This window comes from Bradyrhizobium sp. WSM4874 (genome assembly GCF_055811835.1).
This window is the reverse complement of the sequence record NZ_JBVVPR010000072.1, coordinates 1-20,776: the sequence shown is the minus strand read 5'-3', so window position 1 is coordinate 20,776 and position 20,776 is coordinate 1. Positions and strand designations below refer to the sequence as shown.

The window sequence follows — 20,776 nt, the reverse complement described above, 5'->3', positions numbered from 1 at the left end:
CTGGCTGAAGCGGTCAAAAATACCGGCTAAGAGGTCACCGCGAGCGCCGTTGCGCTGCGCTCAGTATTCGGCTCGGCCTTACTCGTTCTCGGTGTGCGAAATTGCGTGTTCGAGTTCGGCTGCAAGAACCTTGTAGTGCGCGACGATCCTCTCGAAGGCCTCGCGTTTGATGACGGACTTTGCCGCGTCCCTCAACTGCTCGCACTTAACAATCTGCTCGCGCAGTGTCGCAAGATGTTCGAGCATGTCTTTCATGACGCGTTCCCCGGCGGAACACGCTACCGGCAAAGTCGGCTACCTGCAATCGCGCCTTAGTGCTCGATCCGCCCGAGCTTTTGACGCGACTGCGCCTGCTGCTTCTCAAGCTGCTCCTCGACGAACATCAGGATAAGACGTCGCGCGTCCTTGTCTGTGATCTTCTGGAAGGCTGTGATCAGGCGCAGCATCTGCAGATCTTCAACTGCTTGGGACATGGCAAAGACCTCATCAGAAAAACGGAACGCTGAAATACGTGAAATTATGCAGCCGTTTTTCCCGGAAAGGAACATGGAATTTGGTTGAAAGTTAAACCTCCGCTGGCTCGCTGGCGGAGCGGCCCCGGCCACCCTCAAGAGCCGGGGCCGTGTTCCGGGAGGGCAAGGCGGAAGGCCCTGCGCCGGAAAGCGAGCGCCACTTCATCCGCTGCCCGATCTGCGACAAGGCCAGCAAGACTACCCACCGTCGGCGGGGATCTGGAAAAGACCGAGTGCACGCCCCGCCTGACCCCGGAATCCGAGCTGCGAGGCTGCTTATTGTTGGAACGCCATGCCGATCTAGCGAAACGCCGCATCCGCATTTCGCAGCGTGTTCGTGTTGCGAGCGCTTGGACCTACAGAGCGTCACATTCCCGGATGAACTCGCGCGTACCGCTGCCGAACCTCCAACTTCTCGCGCCACTCCGTTGCGCCTTAGGAGCGTATGGCGTCAATCGCGTGGGCGATCAGGATTGCAGCGCTGACTGCGATGATGATGACTAGCAGCCAAGTGATCAAGTTCGTCTCCATCCCCGCCGTGGAGTGAACGCGCTCAACCGCGCACAGTCAAAAACAACCCGCCGAAAAGCTTAACCTCGGCGCTGGGCTGAGGATTCGAGGCAACTCTTGCGTCCGGATTCGGTCCTATCGGCGAATGGGCCCGCCATCCAAGTTGTGTTGCCGTGATCCTCAAAGCGCAATTCGGGCGTCGGATTACTACCGGCTTGCAGCGAGTTTGCGGCTTCTAGATGCTTGCAACGTATTTATCTGGCTGGAGGCATACTCACCGGTAGCATCCTTAGTGTTCAATGCCTTCTTGTACTCGGCGACGTCCTTTTGGACAGGAGACGTTACAGATCCGACAGACCAACTTTCGGCTAATGTCGGAGTTTCGAGCTCTGGTACCATTTGAAAATAGTTGAAGCTTAAAGCATCCGTCTGTACTCTAGGATGTTCGCTAGCGATCTATCTAGAATGCGACCGACATATTCGTGTCGCGGTCCGCCAATCTTTCCAGCTCAATCTACGCTGTTTCGCGGAAAGCGTGAACTGAATGTCACCGTCCTCTACCGACAAGATCGCGCTCTTCATCGATGGAGCCAATCTCTACGCGACGGCGAAAACTCTGGGCTTCGACATCGATTACAAGCGCCTGCTGAAGGAGTTTCAGAGCCGCGGGACGCTGCTTAGGGCGTTCTACTACACCGCGATCATCGAGGATCAGGAGTACTCCTCGATCCGGCCGCTGATCGACTGGCTCGACTACAACGGCTACACCGTGGTCACCAAGGCGACCAAGGAGTTCATCGACGCCTCCGGCCGCCGCAAGGTCAAGGGCAACATGGACATCGAGCTCGCCGTGAACGCGATGGAGCTCGCCGAGCACATCGATCAGATGGTGCTGTTCTCGGGTGACGGCGACTTCCGCTCCCTGGTCGAAGCCGTTCAGCGCCGCGGCGTGCGGGTCACCGTGATTTCCACAATCGCAAGCCAGCCGCCGATGATCGCCGACGAGCTGCGCCGCCAGGCCGACGTCTTCACCGACCTCGTCGAGCTGCAGTCCAAGCTCGGCCGCGACCCGTCCGAACGCTCCGCCCTGCGCGATCGCGATGCGCGTGGACACATGCCAAAATTCTTGCAGGAACCGAAGGGAAACGACCCACAAGACTAGACCCTGAAGGCGGCGCCCGCATTCCACCAGTGCGGATGGGCCGTTAGCATTTGTCACTTGAGATATTGGCGACTGCTCGATGTCGCTTGCATGAAACGGGCGGCATCCGGCATCATGTTTTTGCTGGCGAAGCGAACCTGCTGTGGCTCTGAAGAACCCCGACGCCATTGCCGTCATCGTGACCGCCCTCCGGCTTTCTCACGGCGACGAAGCTGCACGAGCCATGCTGGTCGGCGGCATGAGCCTGGCCGCGCTGATAGAGACGATGTTCTCCGCACCGATCGGGCGACGCGATGCCGTTCACAACATCACACGCGCGTTGGACGACTTCGCAATTTCGCCGGAACTCGGTCCGGTCTGGCACCTTCGCTACGTTTACGAAAGTCATGGGTCGTTTCGCGTCGTCGATATGGAGATTGCGACGCCAACCGGCACACTGTCCAGTAAAGACGTCTGGCTTCGTCTGCCGGTCTAGCTACCTCGCCACCTCTGCAATGTGACCAGTACTGTCCACGATTAGCGAGCGCGCGGTGCCTTCCTTGACGGCCTTGTAGGTCTTTATCTTTCCGGCTGGTAGTTCCTGGATATGCGAATAGCCGGCGGCGCGAAGCTTAGCGATGATCTCCTCCGACGTCAGGCTGAGCGCGGACGAGGATCCCCAAACCAGTGCGAGGGCAGCCGTGATGAAAGATCGCAGCACTTGCCCTCGCTTGCGCGCTCGCCGCCACCGGGTTGGCCCGCTAGCCTAATTGGCCTCAGACCCGAAAAACGCCTCCAGCCCCGTGTCTATCGATGTCTCGCTCTATCTGGGTAATCGCCAACCTGCAATCAAAGCTCTCCCAGGCTTTCAGGTCGACCGCCAGGCGCTGGCGGTGCATCCTTAGATCCTCAAGCGACTGGCGGTCTCTCAGTCTCGCGTAACTCCCACAACCTAAGGACCTCATTTTAGCTAATTTTCAGATTTAATTCTATTTAAAAAAGCCTATTTAATGTAACAGTCCAATTTAATGTGGTATTTATTTAAGCCACGCCGGGTTGGATCGGCTACCGAGATTCTGACGAACTCTTTTGAAGCGTAGGTGCGACGACAATCGACGTGCGCTCTGCGGGGCGAACCCTTTTCTCGGAGAAAAGCTATGGAGCAGAACAGTTCTCATTCGACACGCAACCCAAAGTCCGGCTCAATCAGCTTCGGCCGTTCAAAAGCAAATTGCTTGATCCGCAGCATCTCTGTATACGGTGCCGCCCTTGATATTGCAGGAAATGAAAAGATTCCCGACGAATTCGCGCTGACTGTCATTCCGGACGGTGACCCACGTCGCTGTTCAGTCGTCTGGCGTAAAGAAAAACGTATCGCCGTCGCATTCTATTGATACGCCGCCAACTCATGCGGATGCAGGATTCAGCAGCGGCAAGCCGCCTCAATTTGCAACCTCGAGCGCTCGTTAGCCAACGCGTATTTTGCCAAGGGCAAGGCGCCGCCAGCCTACGTATGCGCGATTACGGACTCGCGGCCCGACGCGTCGTTGTCCGGTAAGACGCGCCGGGCCTGACCATTCCCTGCTTTCCCCGTAAGGTTTGGCTGACCCAGCATAGAGCGATTCTACAAGCGACTTATACGTCTTCGTCTCTGTGCACCGCTCCTCTCGGTTCGGAGCAAAAGTCCCATGTCTCGGGCCACACGTTAACGGACGCAATATACCTTCCAAGCTCGGTTGCGATTTCACCCGCGGTCGAGCCAAACGTTGGTTTGCGGTTTCGCACGCGCCAAGCTCCGGGTTCGCAGGGGAGATTAGCAAAATCGTTCCGCTCTTGGAACGAAATGCCCACTGCATGGACTTCTGTTCTACCGAATTTGTATTTGCAAACGAGACGAAGCTAGGCCAGAATTTTCCTTACCGGGGCTGGTTGCATATTTCACTTTGTCCTTTTAACCCGGCTTCATTTGACCACGCGAGGGCCGCAGCGATTTAACCTCCCGCTGCGGCCTTCGCCATATGGCGGCAAGCGTGAACCGGTGGGTCTCCGAAGATGGCCGTTCGACAAAGCGCCTGGTCAGTTTTGCTTCCCATGCATACAGGCGATCACGAACTGCCGCTTTGCGCGACCTTGTCCCTTTCCCTTCCGCCCGCACTCGAATAACCACGTTCGGTAGCGAGCCGCTGGCGCTTTCCAATTTCTGAGGGTTGCGAGGCGTGCCCTGCTGAGCCTGTACAGCGCCTCCGACCAAAGCCAGAGCAATGGAAGCAAATAAATTAGGCCTAATCATTCTGCGCGCTCTCTACCTGCAGTTGATCAAATCACTACAAGATAATAGTGGCCCTGCCTCGGCAATCGCTCTCAATGTTTGCCCGGCGGCTTCATTTTCGCTCGTCGGCTCAGGGGACACCTGGCAGGTCGGCGGAGCCTCAAGCGACTTTTCCCCTACCTACGACGCGCAGTAGCTCGCGCGCGCCTCGACCTACTAGGAATCGATAATTTGTGAGGTACTTACGGTGCCGCTTTTATGGCGGCATGCGTGCTCGCCGTCGATACACGAAATGGGCCGGTCACTATCCGCCCCGCATCCCCGCGGAATGGCTGGCTGACGGCCATGTGACCTGCAGCATCCAGTGCCTGAACGGCCGCTGCGATCGCAGGGTCGACGTGCGGCTCGACACACTCCCGCAAGATCAGCCCTGGTCGCGCGTCGGCTTGCGCCTGGTCTGCTCCACATGCGGCGCCGCAGGATCTGTGCATATCGTCCCGAACTGGCATGACAGTCGCTGGCAAGTCAGGCCAAGCATGGGCGCCTGAGGTTTTGATTCCAGCGATGAAGCACGTCACCGAACGCCCTTATGCCGATCCACAAGCCGCAGCCCGCAAGCTGCTCGAGCTCGCCGCCAGCATGGAGCCAGTCCAGGACGGCCGTATCCACATCGAGAAGATCAACTACCCCTTCCTCTACACGCTCAAGGGAAGCGGCACCGAGTTCGGCGCCGGCATCAGGTGCGCTGTCGAGAAGGGCTGGCTCGAACTGCATGAGAGCGGAACATACGTGCGGCTGCTGACGTCCGGGTAGGACCTCATGGCGCTCCGTTAGGAACCGGCCGGGCATCTTCCGCTTGAATCCGCGCTGGCTCGGCGCCCTGAGCTGGCGGAGCGGCCCCGGCCCCTTATCCCCAGGTCTTCCCAAAGCCGGGGCCGTCTCTGGGCGAGACCACGCAAAAGGCGCTGGCCTAGCTGGCGGCATTCTTCCTGACGGTCGAGACAGCTTCGATGAGGACCGGGCACTTTTCATATTCCTTAGCATCGCCCGGGTCGGTACCGCGAAGCTCCCGACATTCGCCGCCGTCGAAGAACCACCTGTCTCTGCCAACGGCGACGATCACTTTGCATTTTGGGCATTGCACCTGCATCTGCCTATCATGCACTCAGCGTCGGTGCATTTCCAGTCACAACCTAAGCGAGTTTGGAAACGAAGGCTGATTTAATTGGGGATCGGAGCGCCGGAGCCTCAAAAGTGAAGGTCGCAGGAACGGCTAAAAGGCTGCTCCTGCGACCGACGCCGCGACGTTCCGCACGATCGGCGCGGCACCGGGGGTGCTAGCACAGAGGCCGGCCAGCGTGAACGGGTGAACGGGTGAACCGCAAGTGAATGCTGTGTTCAACGGCCGTTGTGCGTCAGCGTCCTATAAAGACCGTTGCGGGAACTCGCTTCCTTGCCCTTCGTTACAGATCGATCAAGAGGGAGAGAAACGGTGCTTATTCAAGCTGCGATACTGGCGGTGGCTGGCCTCGGGTCAATATCGCCCGCGCCTGTCCAGGAAGAATCTCAAATTCAACAGGTCCAATTCCCAGGAAGGGGCGGCTCGTGTCCGCATGGCTACGACTTCAACTATTCGAACGGTCGCTGCTATCCGAACAATTATCACGCCCCCGGCGCCTACGCGAGACCTCGTTACGCCCCATACGGCTACGGTGACGGCTATTACCGACCTCACCGACATGGTTACGCACCGAGGTATTATGAGCGCTACTAAGGAGCAGGCCCGCCAGCATGAACCGGCGGGCCCCTTGTTTCACCGCCTCAGCCGGCGGGTATGCGCCACTCGCCGCCCGAGACACTGATCCGGACGCTCGATGCCGCGGTCTACTGCGAGCCCCGGGGTCTCCATCAAACTAACCGACGTAATATGTCCCGCCGGGAGAACAACGTAACGAGCAATTCGCATTGCACGCCCCGTTGTGATCCCAGCAATAGCAATCGCCGTCTCTAACGTTTAGGTCCCAATAGTCGTTCAAATATTGCAGTGTCGCGTTGCTCACACGCCAGTCGTGTACCATACCGAGACTGTGCAGCGGCCGTCATACCGGTTAATAAATCTGCAGTTTCCGTCCAGCAATTTTGGGCTGTCACTCAGCTTGTGTGCTTGTTTGACGACCAATGAATCCGGCATCGTGGATCCGGCGCCCTCAGATGAATTTTTCGATGGGGTTGAAGAAAATTGGTCACTCATAATGAAATCTCCCATGGGAATTGATTCCAAATAATTCGCAACCACTGATATGCATCCTATTAAAGGTTGCAGAAGAAGCCCTGTTCATCCACATCGGTCGCATTATCTGCGACCGTGTGACGCTGCTGACTTAGTGATCCGAGACCTGTCACAGAGGCGGCCTCGGTTCACCAGTTTAAAAGCCTTAACGATGTCGGCGCTTCGATCGCTCAGTTGTGTCGCCGGGTCGCGCCTCCTGGTGCAGTCTGCGCCGGCGCTTCATTGGCGGCCCTCCGGCAACATTCCCTCGACCGTCCTGAGAACGAGCTCGCGCTCGGAGTCGGACAGCCGCGCAAGCTTGTCCCTAAGGCTTGAGGGTGAGGCCGCGGCGGTTCGGCTGCGGCGCTCTTCGACCATCCTCGTGAGCCCCTTCAGGCAGCCGTAGAGCATCCAATCGAAGCTGATGCGGTGCCGGATACAGTAGTCGGCCAGATCTTCCGAGGGTGTCCGGCCCGCCTTTGGCGGTGCGTCAAGCATCCAGTCGATTGCGAGCCACAGGAGGCGGCTGTTGATGTGCTCGGGCGAACTGGCACCATCCTCGCCCAATCGGCCCATGGCGGTTCCCCTTCGCTTGGCCGCGTTGCGCCGACGGGTGATGACGGCACGCTGCCGGCTGAGCTTCTGCTTTGCTTTCGCCATGGCTCAGGCCTCCGCCGAGCGGGTGGAGTGTACCGTGACGATCGCCGCGCGCAGCTTGGTCTCCGCCCTAGTCAAGAGATCAGCCCGTGCGGCAGCATGCTCCTGGTCGCGCTGCAGTTGCCTTTGGATGTATTTGAGCTTCGTCTGTGCCTTGGCGACATCGAGGCGGACATCGCGGACCAGGTCGGCCTCGGATGCACCCACGATCAGGCCATAGCTCCGAAACACGAAGGTGTGCATGTTGGGGCGGCCGGAAGATTTATAGTTGGGCGACCGCCACCCCGCTGTCCCGCCGCCATAGCAAAACGATACATTGTCCACTTCGCGGACGTTGGACGCCGGACGGCTCTACCCGGAAAAGTGATGACGTTGGGCTGCCCCGTGACGGGCCTAGGCGAGTCGCTGGTGCGTTCTCCCGTTTCAGGCAGTCCGGTGGCGGGTTGGGGCGAAAACGAATCCACGGACTCCGCTCGCGGCGGAAACATGGGTCTTTCAATGGTCATGATGGTTGCTCTGAGTAAGGGCTTTCCAAGGCCCGCGCAGCGGGACGGCCACTGCAGCCGGGGTTTGGAAACGTGCCAGAGCGACACGCCGAGCGCTTTTAAGGGGTGGGACTGGGAAGTCTCCCCTCTGGACAGCACGCCCGACCCCGGCCATAAAGGCAGGGTTCGGAGCCGCACCGCCAAGTGCGTCCTTCGAGCCTTCCAAAACGGGAAGGCTCATTCAGCCATCACCCCCGACGCCAATCGGGAGCATCCTGACCAAGGATGTGCGGCTATAGCTCTAGTCCGGGTTTCCAAGCCCACGGACATCATCAGCTGATTTGCTTAAAAAATCTACCCCTTCATGGGGTGGCACGCTCTTTGCCAATTGGACCTCCCAGAGCATGGAGGCGTGCATCGATGGGACAGCGACAGCGTATCTTACGACGCCCGAAGCCCAGTTTGACACATATCGCCCGCGAGCTAGTGAAATTGCTGGACGAGATCGAGGAGCTCGATGAGTTGAGAGAAAGGGTCCGGCTCGCAGAGGCCAGTCGGGTCTTGCATTAGGGGTCTCGCCGCTTCCGGAATGGGATCACCCGTCCCCGCACGGCGCGCTCCGTTCGCGGTCGCGGTTGCTCCACCGGGGTCGCGGTGGCAGGATGCGCTCTCTTGTTGCGACAAGCTGTGGCTCAGTCGAGACATGGAGGGCGCGCCGGATGCTTGCCCCGAACCAGCCGTTAGGATGGCTCCTGCGGTTGCCATTGCAGATCGTCTCGTCAACCGCTGTGGCGCGAATCCTGATGGGGCCGAACCGTGGCCTGAAGTGGGTTGTCGGGTCTGGTAATCATAGTTGCTGGCTCGGCACATACGAACGCGTCATCGCAAAATCGATCGCTGCACGGGTGAAACCGGGAATGACGGTATTCGACGTCGGTGCGCACGCAGGATACTACACGCTGATGCTCTCTCGGCTTGTTGGGCATCAAGGCCGGGTGTTTGCCTTCGAAGCGAACCCGGAAAATGCAAAGAAACTTCGCCGGCACCTGCACATCAACCGCGTCAAAAACGTCGAACTGATCGAAGCCGCCGTCTCCGACCAAAGCGGGATGGCCTTCTTCGAGATCAATGCGCACCTTGGGAAATACGGCTACATGGGGACGCTCGCCGAAACGGGAATCCCTGTTCAGACCGTTGTGCTGGACGACTTTCCTGTCCCGGATCTAATCAAAATGGATATAGAAGGAGCCGAAACACGCGCGCTCGCTGGAGCCTCCCGTCTGCTCTCAGAGCAGAGAACGGCGATCTTCCTCGCACTGCATGATCAAACTCTCGCAGAAGCGCCCGCCATTCTCAAACGCCACAACTTCCTGCTGCAGCCAATCGCGGAGCGAGAGATGTGGGCCATGCCCGCGAGAGCTCCAGATAAATAGTTGCGCTGCGGAAGGGCGCTCCTGGGGTCCGCCGATGCTCTTGTTCATCCTTGGTGGATGGGATTTTGGGTCGCGGGCGGCTTTAAGCGGGCGGCTCGAACCCCACTAATGCTAATGCAGCCCTTTTTCGGGCCCTGGCGCGACTTATCGCTCGCCGCCACCCGTAAATTTCCCAATATCGCTCGCATCGAGCTCATTCGATCATTTCGGAATGAGATCGTCTAAGCCAAAGGAATGGACTGAGGCTGAGCGAAGGCGGCTTGCGTGGCTCGCGCGTCGCCGTGTCGTGTCGGAGATAGCGGCGCTACTCGGTCGGCATGCCGGCTCCGTGAGGAGAATGGCACGCGCAATGGGCCTTATTCTGAAAAAATAAACTTGCCAACCTTCTAGCCTCATCCCTCGCACTAGCTCTCCGGTCCATTAGCTCCTGAGCTGCGGCGGGTCCCAAGGTCGAAGCCGCTAATCCACCGTTTTACAACCTGGGAAAACTGCCCCTGGGGAAGACGACAGCATTTCCGAATCACCTGGACGTGCTCGCCACGTTGGACCGTTGCGGAGTGCGGGCGTGAGCCAGTTCTTGTCCGTATTGCTGTTAGCACTGGCTCCGACGTTGACCGTCTGCTTCGGCGTTGCGGCATGGCGCCAGTCCTCGGGCAAAGACACCGACATCACTGCCACTATTCCGCATCAGGAAAACGGTTGGCGAGCGAGGCCGAGCAACTGACGTCTTAGCTGGCGTCCGTATTTTTACCGATTCAGCGAACGTCGCCTTGATCTCTCCCCCTAGTTGCGCTTGGATAGCGCCAACGGGGGCGAGAATGCGTTGGATTGCGATCGCCGGGCTATGCCTGGCGCTGGGCGGCTGCGGCACGAAATATCAAGAAATGGGATTTTCAGGCGGCGTCGCCGCGCAGCAGATGACTGCGGACACATGGCGCATTCAGTCGCGAGGCAATGCCTATACGAACTCGGCCACCGTGCAGGACTACGTTCTGTTGAAGGCCGCGGAAACTACTCAAGCCGCCGGCGGCACGCACTTCCAGATTATCAGCGCAGCCGACGCAAGTCGGGCCTCGACAATCGTGACTCCCGGGACGAGCAACACTACGTTTGTGGGCAATCAAGCTTTCACGACCACCTCGCCGGGCAGCGTCGACACAGTGATCAAGCCGGGACAGGACGTCTATGTACGCGTGCTGAAGCTGACTCCTGGTCCGCCGCCTCAAGGCGTCTATTCTGCCCAGGAAATTATCCAGTTCGTCGGCTCTCGGGTCGAGCGCCCAAATTGATGTCGAAGCAACGATGCGCAAAACATTCTGCGCGACCCTATTCAGCGCGTCTGCATTCGCGGCTTGTGGTGACAATGGTGGTCCGGGCTATCGCAATCAGACTGGGAAGTGCGTGGGCTGGGAGGCGCTCGCACGTCAATGCGGGAACGCACCCCAACTGCCAGCTCCCATCTCTACGCCTTAGCCGCGAATTTCTGGAGTCCGATAAGAGCCCTTAGCGGACTCCAGGAGAGCAACGCCCTACCCCTGCCGGAGTCGGCTTTTGGGCCCGAAGCGGACGTCCATTCCAACATCACCGCAACAACTTGTAAGGGCCGTGAACCTAGTCAGCAACCTTGACCAACGCAAAGCCACAAAACTCTGCTAGGTTCGACCGTCCGGGCGTGTGGCCCGTGCGGGGAGGCAATGGTGACAGACTCTGAAGTCTCCAGCGACCGACCGAATAAACCAGCATCCGATGGTGACCCACTCAACAAAACGCCATCTGACGACGAACCTCCGGACCAATCGGCATCGACTCGCAACTTCAAGGGTCGCTTCCGGGTGCGAATGCAAATGATCGGCGGGGCGCTCGCTTCGATTGCGGCTATCGGTGCGATCGCGGGTGGCCTCGTCGGCTATTGGACTGTGTGGAAGACGCTCCGCACCGACGTGTTTCCGGACAAGCAACAGACGCAGAGGGAGGCCACTGCCCGGCCCGACATTGCTCCCCGCTTGTCACTTGTCATTCTGCCGTTCGCAAACGTCAGCAATGATCTGGAGCAGGACTATTTCGCCGATGGCATCACGACCGACCTGACGACCGACCTCGCGCAAATGCCCGGCGCGTTCGTTATCGGACGCGGAACGGCGTTTACATACAAGAACAAGCAGATCGACTTCAGGACGCTCGGCAAGGACCTTGGCATCCGCTGGGCGGTCCAGGGCGCGGTGCGGCGCAACGGCGATCAGGTTCGGGTCAACGTATCACTTACGGATATCGCGAGCGGTCGGGACGTCTGGTCCGATCGTTTCGACGGCGACCGTACGAACCTCGCCGCCTTACAGGACCAGATCACAGCGCGGCTCGCTCGCTCGCTTAACATTGAACTGATCCAAGCCGAAAGCCGTCGCAGCGAAGTGGACCGTTCGAGAAATCCCGACGCCACGGATTTCACGATGCGCGGCTGGGCAAAACTCTATGGGCCGCAGTCGAAGATCCAAAACGGTCAGGCAATGGACCTATTCGATAACGCGCTACGCCTCGATCCGGACAACGTTGAAGCCATTATTGGCAAAGCGCGGTGTCTGGCGGCTGGTGTGAACAATCGATGGTCTTCGTCCGTTGTTGAAGACAAAAAGCAAGCGATCTACCTCATCGACAGAGTTCTGTCCAAAACCCCGGCAAGCGCGAGTGCTCATACGACCAAGGGAACCATTCTTCTATTTGGACGTCCTGAGGAGGCATTGGCTGAATACGATGCGGCGCTTGAAATTGATCCAAATAGTCCAGCTGCCTACGCTGCTAAAGCAATTGCACTCGTCGCCTCCGGGCGCGCGCGTGAAGCCTTCTCGCCGGTCCAGTTGGCTCTCCGTCTCAGTCCCAGAGATCCTTTTGCTTTCCAATGGCACTTCTGGCTCTGCCATGCACACTTGCACTTGCACCAATTTGGAGAAGCCATCGAGGAATGCGGGCGCTCGGTCAATCTGAACAACTCGCACATGTACGCTTATGTAGATCTGACATCGGCTTATGGAGCCACGGGGCAATTGGAACAGGCACGCCGGAGCTTGACTGAATTGAACAAGCTGCGGCCAAACTTCACGGTCCACTGGTACCGTGATCTTGTTTACTCAATGTCAACGAACCCGCAGTTTCGTCGAGAGATCGACGACATTCTCGATGGGCTGAGGAAGGGAGGGGTTCGGGAGCAATAAGAAGCAGGGCTATTCGCTTGCTGACGTCGGCCTCTTACATCTCGAATGTCACTGATTGGCCCTTAGCCGAAGGTCAATTGAGCGCGTGTCATGTCGGCTGTCAGGGGCAAACCGGACGTCGATCCCACTTGGCGTCCACCGCTGGTTTTGACCCAAAGCGGCCCATCAGGTGAGTCGCATTGTCTTACCTAAATTTCAACCGTTTCTTTGGCGTCCTCCGTCCGTCGGGGGTACAAGACCAGAGCCGCTGGTCGCATTTAGAACTGAACGTGCAGACGCTTGCTCACCGACTAGGAGAGCACGATGAACTCGCAATCGGAAGGCCTCCGCGCTATGGTTTCTCGCCCTGCCATGATTGTTTCCACGGCGGTTTTCTTAGTGTTGTCTTGCCTGGCGAGCCAGAACTGTCGCGCCGAAGACAAGGCGGTCAGAATTGTCGTGCTTGGGGATTCTCACACTGCCGGTAGCGGTATCGCTGTTGGCTACCGCTTTACGGACCAACTTGAATTTGCATTGAGCGCCAAGGGAAAAGCAGTTGTAATTTTCAATGCCGGTGTTGTTCATGATACAGCTGCAAACGGCCTTGCCAGATTGGATCGAGCGGTCCCAGACGGGACCGATGCGGTAATTTTGCAGCTGGGCGGAACTGATTGTTGAGAGGCACCGATCCAAACGTCACTCGCACAGCGCTCGCGGCGATTCTGCGAAACCTCCAATCCCGGCGAATTGTCGTCCTCCTTTGCGGAGCGCGACCTCACACCATCTTCGGGCATGAATACGAGAAAGCCTTTGCTGCGATGTTCGTCGGACTTGCCAGCGAGTACAATGTGCTGCTCTATGAAGCTTTTGACGACGCCTTTGTCGACGATCCTCAGCTTAAGGCTCTGGGCGGCCTGCATCCCAATCCGACTGGGCTCAAAGAGGTCGTCACGCGCATACTGCCCAAAGTCGAGGCTCTCATAGACCGCGTGAGCCTCGGAGACCGTTGATGCTTTAGTGCAGCTTCATTTCCGCTTCTGGGCCCTTAGCGGACATACTCATCAGCTGGTTCTGACATCCGATAACCGTCCTTAGCGGACACCAGGATTCCCGCACCGTGTGCTCACCCTGAGAGAGTGGACGAGGGCCGGGAAGCCACTCACTTTCAGCGAGATGCGCGAGATGTGCCTACGCGATGTTCTGGTCTACTGCCACTCCGGCCACAACGTTGCACTCAGCGCCGATCGCTGGTCGGACGATGTTCGCCTGTCTGATATCGAGGCGCGTTTTGTATGCGCCGGATGCGGCAACCGAGGGGCTCAGGTCAGACCGGATTTTTGCGCCGGCAAGCCGCCGCAGTTTGCGAGATCGAGCGCTCGTTAGAGGAACGAACGCGCAGAGGAAAAATTGGACGTTTTGCTAGCTCTCTTCTTCGAGCTGGCGGAGCGGCCCCGGCATCAACCCTCAGGCCCCCAAGCCGGGGGCGTCTCTCAGTGCGCCAGCTTCCGCTGAATTGCCAAAATGTCCTGGTGCCTTTCGACCGCCACGCTTTCATCTGCCAAAGGGCATAGGCGACCGCTAAATCAAACTGGCCGAGGTGGTACTGCAAAAAGCCGGCCTCAGACGACGATTCCTGAGGCCGGAAGTTCTACGCGTCCGCTCCGGGACATCGCCCGGAGCTGGAGGCGAACGCACCCAGATTGCCGATTGTTCCCGATCCTTCGGGACCTGAGAGCCGGCGCACTGATGCATGTTAAGCCTTCTGCCGATTGTGAAATTGATCATATTGCGAGCCAGAGATGCTGCGGTACGATCATCGCACCGGGGCTGGCCGCATATTTCACCTAGTCGTTTTTCACCCGGAATTTTTGACCGCGCGGGCCGCAGCAGCAATCCTCCTGCTGCGGCCTTCGTGTTCACGGCTCTTAGTACCAATGACTTCGGCGTCCTGTGCCATTGGAGAAGGTATTATGTCCAAAGAGAAAAATTGCCTGATCGTTCGTGCTGCGGGAAGACAACTGGACCTGTTACGCGGCGAAGCCTCCCGCATCGCTAAAGGCAGCAACGTCGATTGGTGGATCGATCAGGCGGAGGTCGGCACTCGCTTCTGCTTCGAGGATACAAAAGCAAAAGAGGCATTCGTTCTCGTTTGTGACAACTTCAGTATTCCCTGCCAAGACGCCTAGCCCAAAGCCGACTTTGCAAGCCCCCCGGCAGTGCGCCAGCAAGCGGCCTCAATTATTTTGCCAAGCGCATGGCGCCGCCAGCCTGCGTAATGCGCGATTACGCACTCGCGGCCCCACGCGTCCTTGTCCGGTAAGACGCGCCGGGCCTAACCATTCCCTGCTTTCCCCGTAAGGTTTGGCTGAGCCAGCATAGAGCGATTCTACAAGCGACTTATCCGTGTCTGTGCAATCCCCAGAACGCAATTAGCGGGAGGGCCATGGCCCCGACCCCAGCAACATGAGAACGGTTTCCAGCATGACGAATCAAGCTCCGGCTCGTGTGCAGGATAGCCGGGACGAAATTCGCCTGATAGCCGCTCTGATGGTGGAGACGGGCCGCTGAGCATCTAGAATTTCTCTGACGATCTTTAGCCTCTTCATCGTCGGCAAAAAAAGAATCCGCCGGCGGAAAGGCCCAACTGAGGGCACCTTTCTTATCTCTCTTAATGCCTAGTTGCGAGGAGTCTTGTCTTCTCGGTTGAGCAGGCCAAGCCGTCGCTCCAGCTCTTGCTTTTTGGCCACGAGCCTCACGGCAAGAACGTCATTTACGACCGCGTGGAGTTGCCACAGCTCTTCAACCGACATGCTCTCAAACGGCTTCCGTTCCATGAATCCCCCGACTCACGTGTTCCCACAGCTTGGGCTTACAAGCGGGAGCCGGCAACTCTTTGTCGGTTGAGCGCGGAAGGTTATCTACTGTGACGGCGTGTGCGCGATTTTTCGGAAGCTCGCCGACACGACCTCGACAGGTAGCGTCGCAACTCAGCTTGCATTAATCGGTGTCGCAACACGCCCAATTCGGCAATCTGATGTTCTAGAAATGCGAAACGTTGATGCAAGGCGATAGCGGCATACGGGATACGATCAGAAATACTCATCACGACCTCAAAATAATAAAGACCGCAAAAACATCTCGACAATCTGAGCAGTACGCCAGAAGACCGACACAATTGCAAGGCGAAGCCATTTCGCATTTGCACACAGCTGGCAAAGACGTGGGCCGCGAGTTGAGGCTTTGAAGGAACCGAAAGGCGCGCGGGCATTTGAATTCGCACTAGCTCGCCCAAGCTGGCGGAGCGGCCCTCGGCCTGATCCCCAAAGGACCCTCCAAGCCGGGGCCGTGTCTCCTTCGATGAAGGAGTGTCTAGCTTTGCTCGATGTTTCGTGCGGCCAATTCCTGGTCCAGCTCCTTCAAGCGAACGAGTAGATTTTCAACGATCTCCATGCAGTCAGAATGCCTCAACGAGTGCACGCCACGCGCAGCCAGCTCGCGCTCCAATATTGCAGCCACTATGCTTTGGATGCTCACTAATCCCCCGGCAGGAAAACATTTGCGCCGCCAGATACGGCTCAACAAAGAATTGGGTTCACTCAGGGGAAAGGCCGCAGCGTGGTTCCAGCCCCACTGCGGCCATCCCGGGCAACTGCAAATAGCTTGGTACTCAAATCTCGCCGGTGTTCCGACAGTAGAACACCCCGTTCCGAAAATGGACTCCGTACAACTACCGGTGGCGCCTTGTCACTTCAGAGCGAACATGGCACGGCTGGCTTTCCAGCCCCCAATGCTCCCGGCAGCCGATCCAATTGCGGATTAAAGCGCCGGGAGTGCTAGGCCCACCAGCGTGAACCGGCGAAAGAGCCGCCCACTGACGGCCGCTCGTATCGTTTCTCGAGTCCACGCAGGACTGCCAAGGTGCGCTGGGCCTGCCGCGGGCAACGCCTCAGAGAGTGACGCTGGTTTAAGTTTTTACGCCAGCCCGAATCATGCACTTAGTGCGTGAGCTTTGAAGGACTGCCATGAGCGAGGCTTCACATGGGAAGGCCTGCTGTAGTTCGGACCCTAACGGTCACAATCGACAGTGTTGCGCATCACGGGACATATTTTGTCCAGAACTCCATCGTGTACCTGCAATCGGCGCTTGGAAGTAAGGCAACCCACGTGGGAGGGGTGCCGCCAGAAAATGACGGCCAAGCTGCTCCTGTCTGAACTCGTTCGCACCCGCGCTGGGGCAACGCACTAAGATCAGAACCAGCTGCGGTTATTTTGGAAGCACGCCTGTTTGGTGCGGTCCCAGATGAAATCCCCGCCGCCGCAGGGTGGACGGGGGCGAGAGGTCGCCGGGCATTCGTTCCGAACCTTGGCTCCCGTGCCCCAGCCGTCGACGACACATGCGCCACCGCTTGTCCTATGACAGCCCTCGCCACAGCCACCCGCGGCGTGTGCCCCACTAGCAGCAGCAGCGAGAACCGTGGTCGCGAGGAGCATTCCTTGTAAGATTTTTATCACTGCCAGACTCCTGAAAGCGACTGATCCCGAGCGAGAAGGACGAGATAATAGCTCCTGCCGTGCCTCTTAGCTACGATCAGCGCGGCGCGAAGTCCTCGGCGCCGCACCGAACCGCTCGAGGGCTGCGCTCCCCAGTTCGAAGCTGTTGATCCAGCAAATTTCTACAACCTCTGAAAAAAGCGACTAGGTCAGCAACAGCTGCATTTTCGAATCATTTATTGTCTCCGTACTGGAGAAACGTTCTGTTCCGGAGGCGCGTGTGAGCCACTTTGTCTCGGTCTGCTCTTGCTGGCCAACTTGATGCTAATGCTATGTTTCGGCTTGGCGGCGTGGCGCGTTTCGGATGAGGGTGGCGCTGGTAACGCCACAGGAACGGCGCGTGGCTGGGTGCAAACCTCGGCTAACTGACGTATCCGCCTACCCCTTCGCGCGTATTTTCTCGCAACGGCGTCCTTGAGGCGAGCTTATTCATCTAGCTTCATCCTTGACGATGACTGTCAGGCAAGCTGGTGGGCCTGCGCCGTCCAGCTCCGGGCGATATAGTCGATCAGTCAATAACATTGACGCAACCGGAGCGCGCGTATTGCCGAAATTTCCCGAGTGTGGCGGGCTAGGCACATCGCCTGCTGATTGGATCGGCTAGATTCACGCCGGAATGCCGGACATCCAAAAGAGCCGGCGTCGTTGGGCTGAAACGTGGATGGAGCAAAAAGTATGAAGAAGATTTGGTTGAGTGGTATGGCCTTGCTGGCGGTGAGCATGGCGGCCCCCGCCTCAGCGGCTGATCTGGCTGCTAAACCTTACGTCAAGGCCCCGCCCCCGATGGTCGCGCCGATTTATGATTGGACCGGATTCTACATCGGCGCAAACGGCGGTTGGGGACAAAGCCATGGCTGTGTGGATTTCGTGACGCCAGCAGGGACGGTCGCAGGTGGTTGCGCCGATCGCTCCGGCGGCCTCGCTGGCGGACAGATCGGGTACCGCTGGCAAACCAATCAGTTTGTGCTCGGCCTGGAAGCGCAGGGAGATTGGGCAGAAATCAAGAATACGCGCGTCAGTCTGATCGACCCGCTGATTTCGACAACCGGTAAGATTGACGCCATCGGACTCTTCACGGCGCAGCTCGGCTGGGCGTGGAATGCCTCGCTGTTTTACGTGAAGGGCGGCGCCGCCGTGACGCGCAACCGATTCGATATATTCAACAACGTCACCGGGGTCGGCCTGGCATCGGCGGGCCACACACGCTGGGGCGGCGCCCTTGGCGTGGGCTGGGAGTACGGCTTCACGCCCAATTGGTCGTTCGGTATCGAATACGACCATCTCTGGATGGGGCGTGATAATGCCGGCTTCGCAGGCGTAGTCACTCCCGGAGGGTTCGTCCTCACCGGCGGTGGGATCAGTCAGGATGTGGACATGGTCACGCTTCGGTTGAATTACCGTTTCGGTGGATACGGCGCCCCGGTCGCGGCCAGATACTGATCGCCCCCACCTTGGCAAACCAAAGCCCCGGCATGCCGGGGCTTTTTTGTTGTGTCTGAGTTGGGTCGCAAGCGGCGGTGGACTCAAAAGCGGGACCGGCGTCCGGTTTGCCTCTGACAGCCGACGTGACAGGTGTTCAACCGCTCTTCGGCTTAGGGCCAAAAAGCCACTTGTTCTGCTCGGAAGAGATGATAGCCCCCGACGTGAGTCATTCCGGCAGTCCCGCCTTGCGGATGCCCTCGATCGTCAAACGGTTATGCCGGTGCCACTGGGCGCCACGTTTCAACCATTCCGAAACTCGAAAATTCGGTTCGATCGCCAATAGGTGGGCAACCGCCTGCTTCACTTCGGCCTCACATTCCAGATGAGCCAAGGCCGATGCAAGGCAGCGATAGGTCGTCGCATAGGTCTGGTTTTGACGAGCGGCTTTCCTCGCAACAGCGACCGCATCGTCGAAGCGCCGAAGCTCGATCAACGCAATTCCCATGGGCGCAAGCGCCAGGAAAAGCATAGGGTCGAGCGGATTCAAGCGAACCGTCTTTTCAAAACTTCGAACGGCCTCCGCGGCCTTTCCCCCAAACAGGTAGGCATACCCTCGCATGTTCCATGCAAGAGCCGAATTCGGATTGAGAACGACCGCACGGTCCACCATTTCCGCCGCAGTGGGAAAGTCCTCTGTCAGATAAGAGGTCACAAAACCGACGCTGGCCAGGAAGTCGGGATCATGTTCGTCGATACTGAGCGCCAACGAAAAAAGCCGTGTCGTTTCCGCCATCTCGCGGTTCAAGTCATTGGCCCAACCCTGCGCTATTCTGAGCGCGTGGCAGCTACCCGCCAGATGGGCGGCAAACCCATAGTTGGGGTCGATCTCCAATGCGCGTTCGCTCAGCCGGAGCGCTTCGGCGAGCCCTTCATGGGTCATTGAGTGGAAATGTGGCTGCGCGCGGAGGCAGAGGTCGTACGCACTGAGGTTGGCTGGTCGACGCCGCGCCGCCAGCTCGATCTCGGCCTTCTGTACGGTCGGCTCAATAGCGGAGACTACGCCTTCGGTGATCATGTCCTGCAGAGCGAAGACGTCGTCTAGTCTACCCTCGAAACGATCCGCCCAGAGGTGTGCACCCGTCGTCGCATCGATCAACTGGCCTGTGATGCGAAGCGTCCCCGCCCCCTTGCGCACACTACCCTCGACGACGTAACGGACCCCAAGTTCACGCCCCACCTGTTTGATATCGACAGCCTTGCCCTTGTAGGTGAAACTCGAGTTGCGGGCGATCACGAAAAGCGACTTGAAGCGGGAGAGTGCGGTAATGATCTCCTCGACTATGCCATCGGCAAAATATTCCTGTTCTGGATCTCCAGACATATTCTGGAACGGCAACACAGCGATCGAGGGTTTATCGGGCAGGTCAGGCCTTAGCGGGGTCTCAGCGTGCTTGGATATCGACGAAAGCTTGTCGTCGATCAGGAGCCGCCAAGTGAGCATCGGCTCGGCAATGTTCTTCAGCGACTGCAGACCCATTTCGTCGAACGCCAGCCCGGCTTTGCCGCGAATTTGGCGTTGCGCGTCATCTGAAACGCAGATGCCCCCCGGTTCGGCAATCCCTTCGAGACGGGCCGCGATATTGACGCCGTCGCCGAAAATGTCGTTCTCGTCGATGATGATGTCGCCAACGTGAATGCCGATACGAAATTCGATCCGCTTGTGTTGCGGCACACTGATGTTTTGCGCCGCCATGGCTCGCTGAATTTCAGCGGCCCCCCTCGCGGCGTCAACCACGCTTGCGAATTCGACCAACATGCCATCGCCCGTGGTTTTTACCATCCGTCCGCGATGGGCGGTGATAGTTGGATCAATAAGGTTCTTCCTGAGCGATTTAATCTGGGTCAGCGTGCCTTCCTCATCTGAACCCATCAAGCGACTGTACCCGGCGACGTCCGCCGCCAGAATAGCCGCAAGTCGACGCTGCAGGTGCTCCTTTGTCACGTAGGAACCTCAGACGTGTTCAGCTCCGCAGATCAAAGCATGCCGCACCTTCTTCGGCTAGGCTCAACGTCCGAACTGGGTCAAAAGCTGCGGCAGACGCCAAGTTAGATCGGCGTCCAGTTTGCCCTACGGCCGACATGACGCGCGCTCATGGAGCTCCAGCTATCAGCTCTATTTGGCAGGCCGTTGACATCTGCAACCGCGGCCGCGCCCCGCGGCCCGAACGAAGAAACCCGCTTAGGATGGTCGCGGCATGTCGCGTTAGCAAACCCTTAATTTTCGAACATTCCTCGAGAGGAGGAAGTCATCATGCATTTTTGTATGACAGGGCAATACACAC

Annotated in this window: 17 protein-coding genes; 11 read left to right on the top strand and 6 right to left on the bottom strand. The window is 58.3% G+C overall.

All coding sequences use genetic code 11. From position 1 onward, the window contains the following. Positions 1 to 78: 78 nt before the first annotated feature. Together AC0L3P_RS37415 and AC0L3P_RS37410 are read right to left on the bottom strand one after the other, a co-directional pair. Entirely contained in the window at positions 79 to 255 is a 177-nt protein-coding gene (locus AC0L3P_RS37415; protein ID WP_473309091.1) for a hypothetical protein, read from the bottom strand. Between the two features lie 56 nt (positions 256 to 311). Further along, a complete protein-coding gene (locus tag AC0L3P_RS37410; RefSeq protein WP_473309090.1) occupies positions 312 to 473 on the bottom strand; it encodes a hypothetical protein in 162 nt (53 codons plus the stop codon). Between the two features lie 1,093 nt (positions 474 to 1,566). Between AC0L3P_RS37410 and AC0L3P_RS37405 the strand changes: the two genes are divergently transcribed. The 4 genes from AC0L3P_RS37405 (at position 1,567) to AC0L3P_RS37390 (ending at position 5,245) form a co-directional block, all read left to right on the top strand. Then, positions 1,567 to 2,184 carry a LabA-like NYN domain-containing protein gene (locus AC0L3P_RS37405; RefSeq protein ID WP_275169722.1) on the top strand — a complete coding sequence of 206 codons (618 nt, stop codon included), beginning with the start codon at positions 1,567 to 1,569 and terminating at the stop codon, positions 2,182 to 2,184. A gap of 142 nt (positions 2,185 to 2,326) precedes the next feature. Next, positions 2,327 to 2,659 carry a hypothetical protein gene (locus AC0L3P_RS37400; RefSeq protein WP_275169721.1) on the top strand — a complete coding sequence of 111 codons (333 nt, stop codon included), beginning with the start codon at positions 2,327 to 2,329 and terminating at the stop codon, positions 2,657 to 2,659. 661 nt (positions 2,660 to 3,320) lie between these two features. Beyond that, complete coding sequence (locus AC0L3P_RS37395; RefSeq protein ID WP_275169719.1) at positions 3,321 to 3,557, top strand: PilZ domain-containing protein; 237 nt, start codon at positions 3,321 to 3,323, stop codon at positions 3,555 to 3,557. Positions 3,558 to 4,996: 1,439 nt separating this feature from the next. Next, positions 4,997 to 5,245 carry a hypothetical protein gene (locus AC0L3P_RS37390; RefSeq protein ID WP_473309089.1) on the top strand — a complete coding sequence of 83 codons (249 nt, stop codon included), beginning with the start codon at positions 4,997 to 4,999 and terminating at the stop codon, positions 5,243 to 5,245. Between the two features lie 1,696 nt (positions 5,246 to 6,941). Here AC0L3P_RS37390 and AC0L3P_RS37385 read toward each other — a convergent pair. Together AC0L3P_RS37385 and AC0L3P_RS37380 are read right to left on the bottom strand one after the other, a co-directional pair. After that, positions 6,942 to 7,361 (bottom strand): hypothetical protein, encoded by a 420-nt coding sequence (locus AC0L3P_RS37385; RefSeq protein WP_473309088.1) that lies wholly within the window; start codon positions 7,359 to 7,361, stop codon positions 6,942 to 6,944. A 3-nt stretch (positions 7,362 to 7,364) separates the two neighbouring features. Beyond that, entirely contained in the window at positions 7,365 to 7,601 is a 237-nt protein-coding gene (locus AC0L3P_RS37380) for a hypothetical protein (RefSeq protein WP_473309087.1), read from the bottom strand. Positions 7,602 to 8,562: 961 nt separating this feature from the next. Between AC0L3P_RS37380 and AC0L3P_RS37375 the strand changes: the two genes are divergently transcribed. The 6 genes from AC0L3P_RS37375 (at position 8,563) to AC0L3P_RS37350 (ending at position 14,647) form a co-directional block, all read left to right on the top strand. Beyond that, complete coding sequence (locus AC0L3P_RS37375) at positions 8,563 to 9,276, top strand: FkbM family methyltransferase (RefSeq protein WP_473309086.1); 714 nt, start codon at positions 8,563 to 8,565, stop codon at positions 9,274 to 9,276. Positions 9,277 to 10,094: 818 nt separating this feature from the next. Then, positions 10,095 to 10,565, top strand: coding sequence for a CC0125/CC1285 family lipoprotein (locus AC0L3P_RS37370; protein WP_275169716.1), 471 nt, complete (start codon positions 10,095 to 10,097; stop codon positions 10,563 to 10,565). Positions 10,566 to 10,973: 408 nt separating this feature from the next. Further along, entirely contained in the window at positions 10,974 to 12,482 is a 1,509-nt protein-coding gene (locus AC0L3P_RS37365; RefSeq protein ID WP_473309085.1) for a tetratricopeptide repeat protein, read from the top strand. 303 nt (positions 12,483 to 12,785) lie between these two features. Continuing rightward, entirely contained in the window at positions 12,786 to 13,139 is a 354-nt protein-coding gene (locus AC0L3P_RS37360) for an SGNH/GDSL hydrolase family protein (protein ID WP_473309084.1), read from the top strand. Then, positions 13,136 to 13,471 (top strand): SGNH/GDSL hydrolase family protein, encoded by a 336-nt coding sequence (locus tag AC0L3P_RS37355; protein WP_473309083.1) that lies wholly within the window; start codon positions 13,136 to 13,138, stop codon positions 13,469 to 13,471. Before AC0L3P_RS37360 ends, AC0L3P_RS37355 begins: the two co-directional genes overlap by 4 nt. A gap of 960 nt (positions 13,472 to 14,431) precedes the next feature. After that, on the top strand, positions 14,432 to 14,647 hold the full coding sequence (locus AC0L3P_RS37350) for a hypothetical protein (RefSeq protein WP_275169713.1): 216 nt from the start codon (positions 14,432 to 14,434) through the stop codon (positions 14,645 to 14,647). Positions 14,648 to 16,709: 2,062 nt separating this feature from the next. Here AC0L3P_RS37350 and AC0L3P_RS37345 read toward each other — a convergent pair. Beyond that, positions 16,710 to 16,952: a hypothetical protein gene (locus AC0L3P_RS37345; protein WP_473309092.1), complete on the bottom strand. Its 243-nt coding sequence runs from the start codon at positions 16,950 to 16,952 to the stop codon at positions 16,710 to 16,712. Between the two features lie 735 nt (positions 16,953 to 17,687). Here AC0L3P_RS37345 and AC0L3P_RS37340 point away from each other — a divergent pair. Then, positions 17,688 to 18,452 (top strand): outer membrane protein, encoded by a 765-nt coding sequence (locus AC0L3P_RS37340; protein ID WP_473309082.1) that lies wholly within the window; start codon positions 17,688 to 17,690, stop codon positions 18,450 to 18,452. A gap of 208 nt (positions 18,453 to 18,660) precedes the next feature. On the opposite strand, the gene AC0L3P_RS37335 is transcribed toward AC0L3P_RS37340, so the two are convergent. Beyond that, entirely contained in the window at positions 18,661 to 20,436 is a 1,776-nt protein-coding gene (locus AC0L3P_RS37335; RefSeq protein WP_354057597.1) for an adenylate/guanylate cyclase domain-containing protein, read from the bottom strand. Between the last annotated feature and the right edge of the window lie 340 nt (positions 20,437 to 20,776).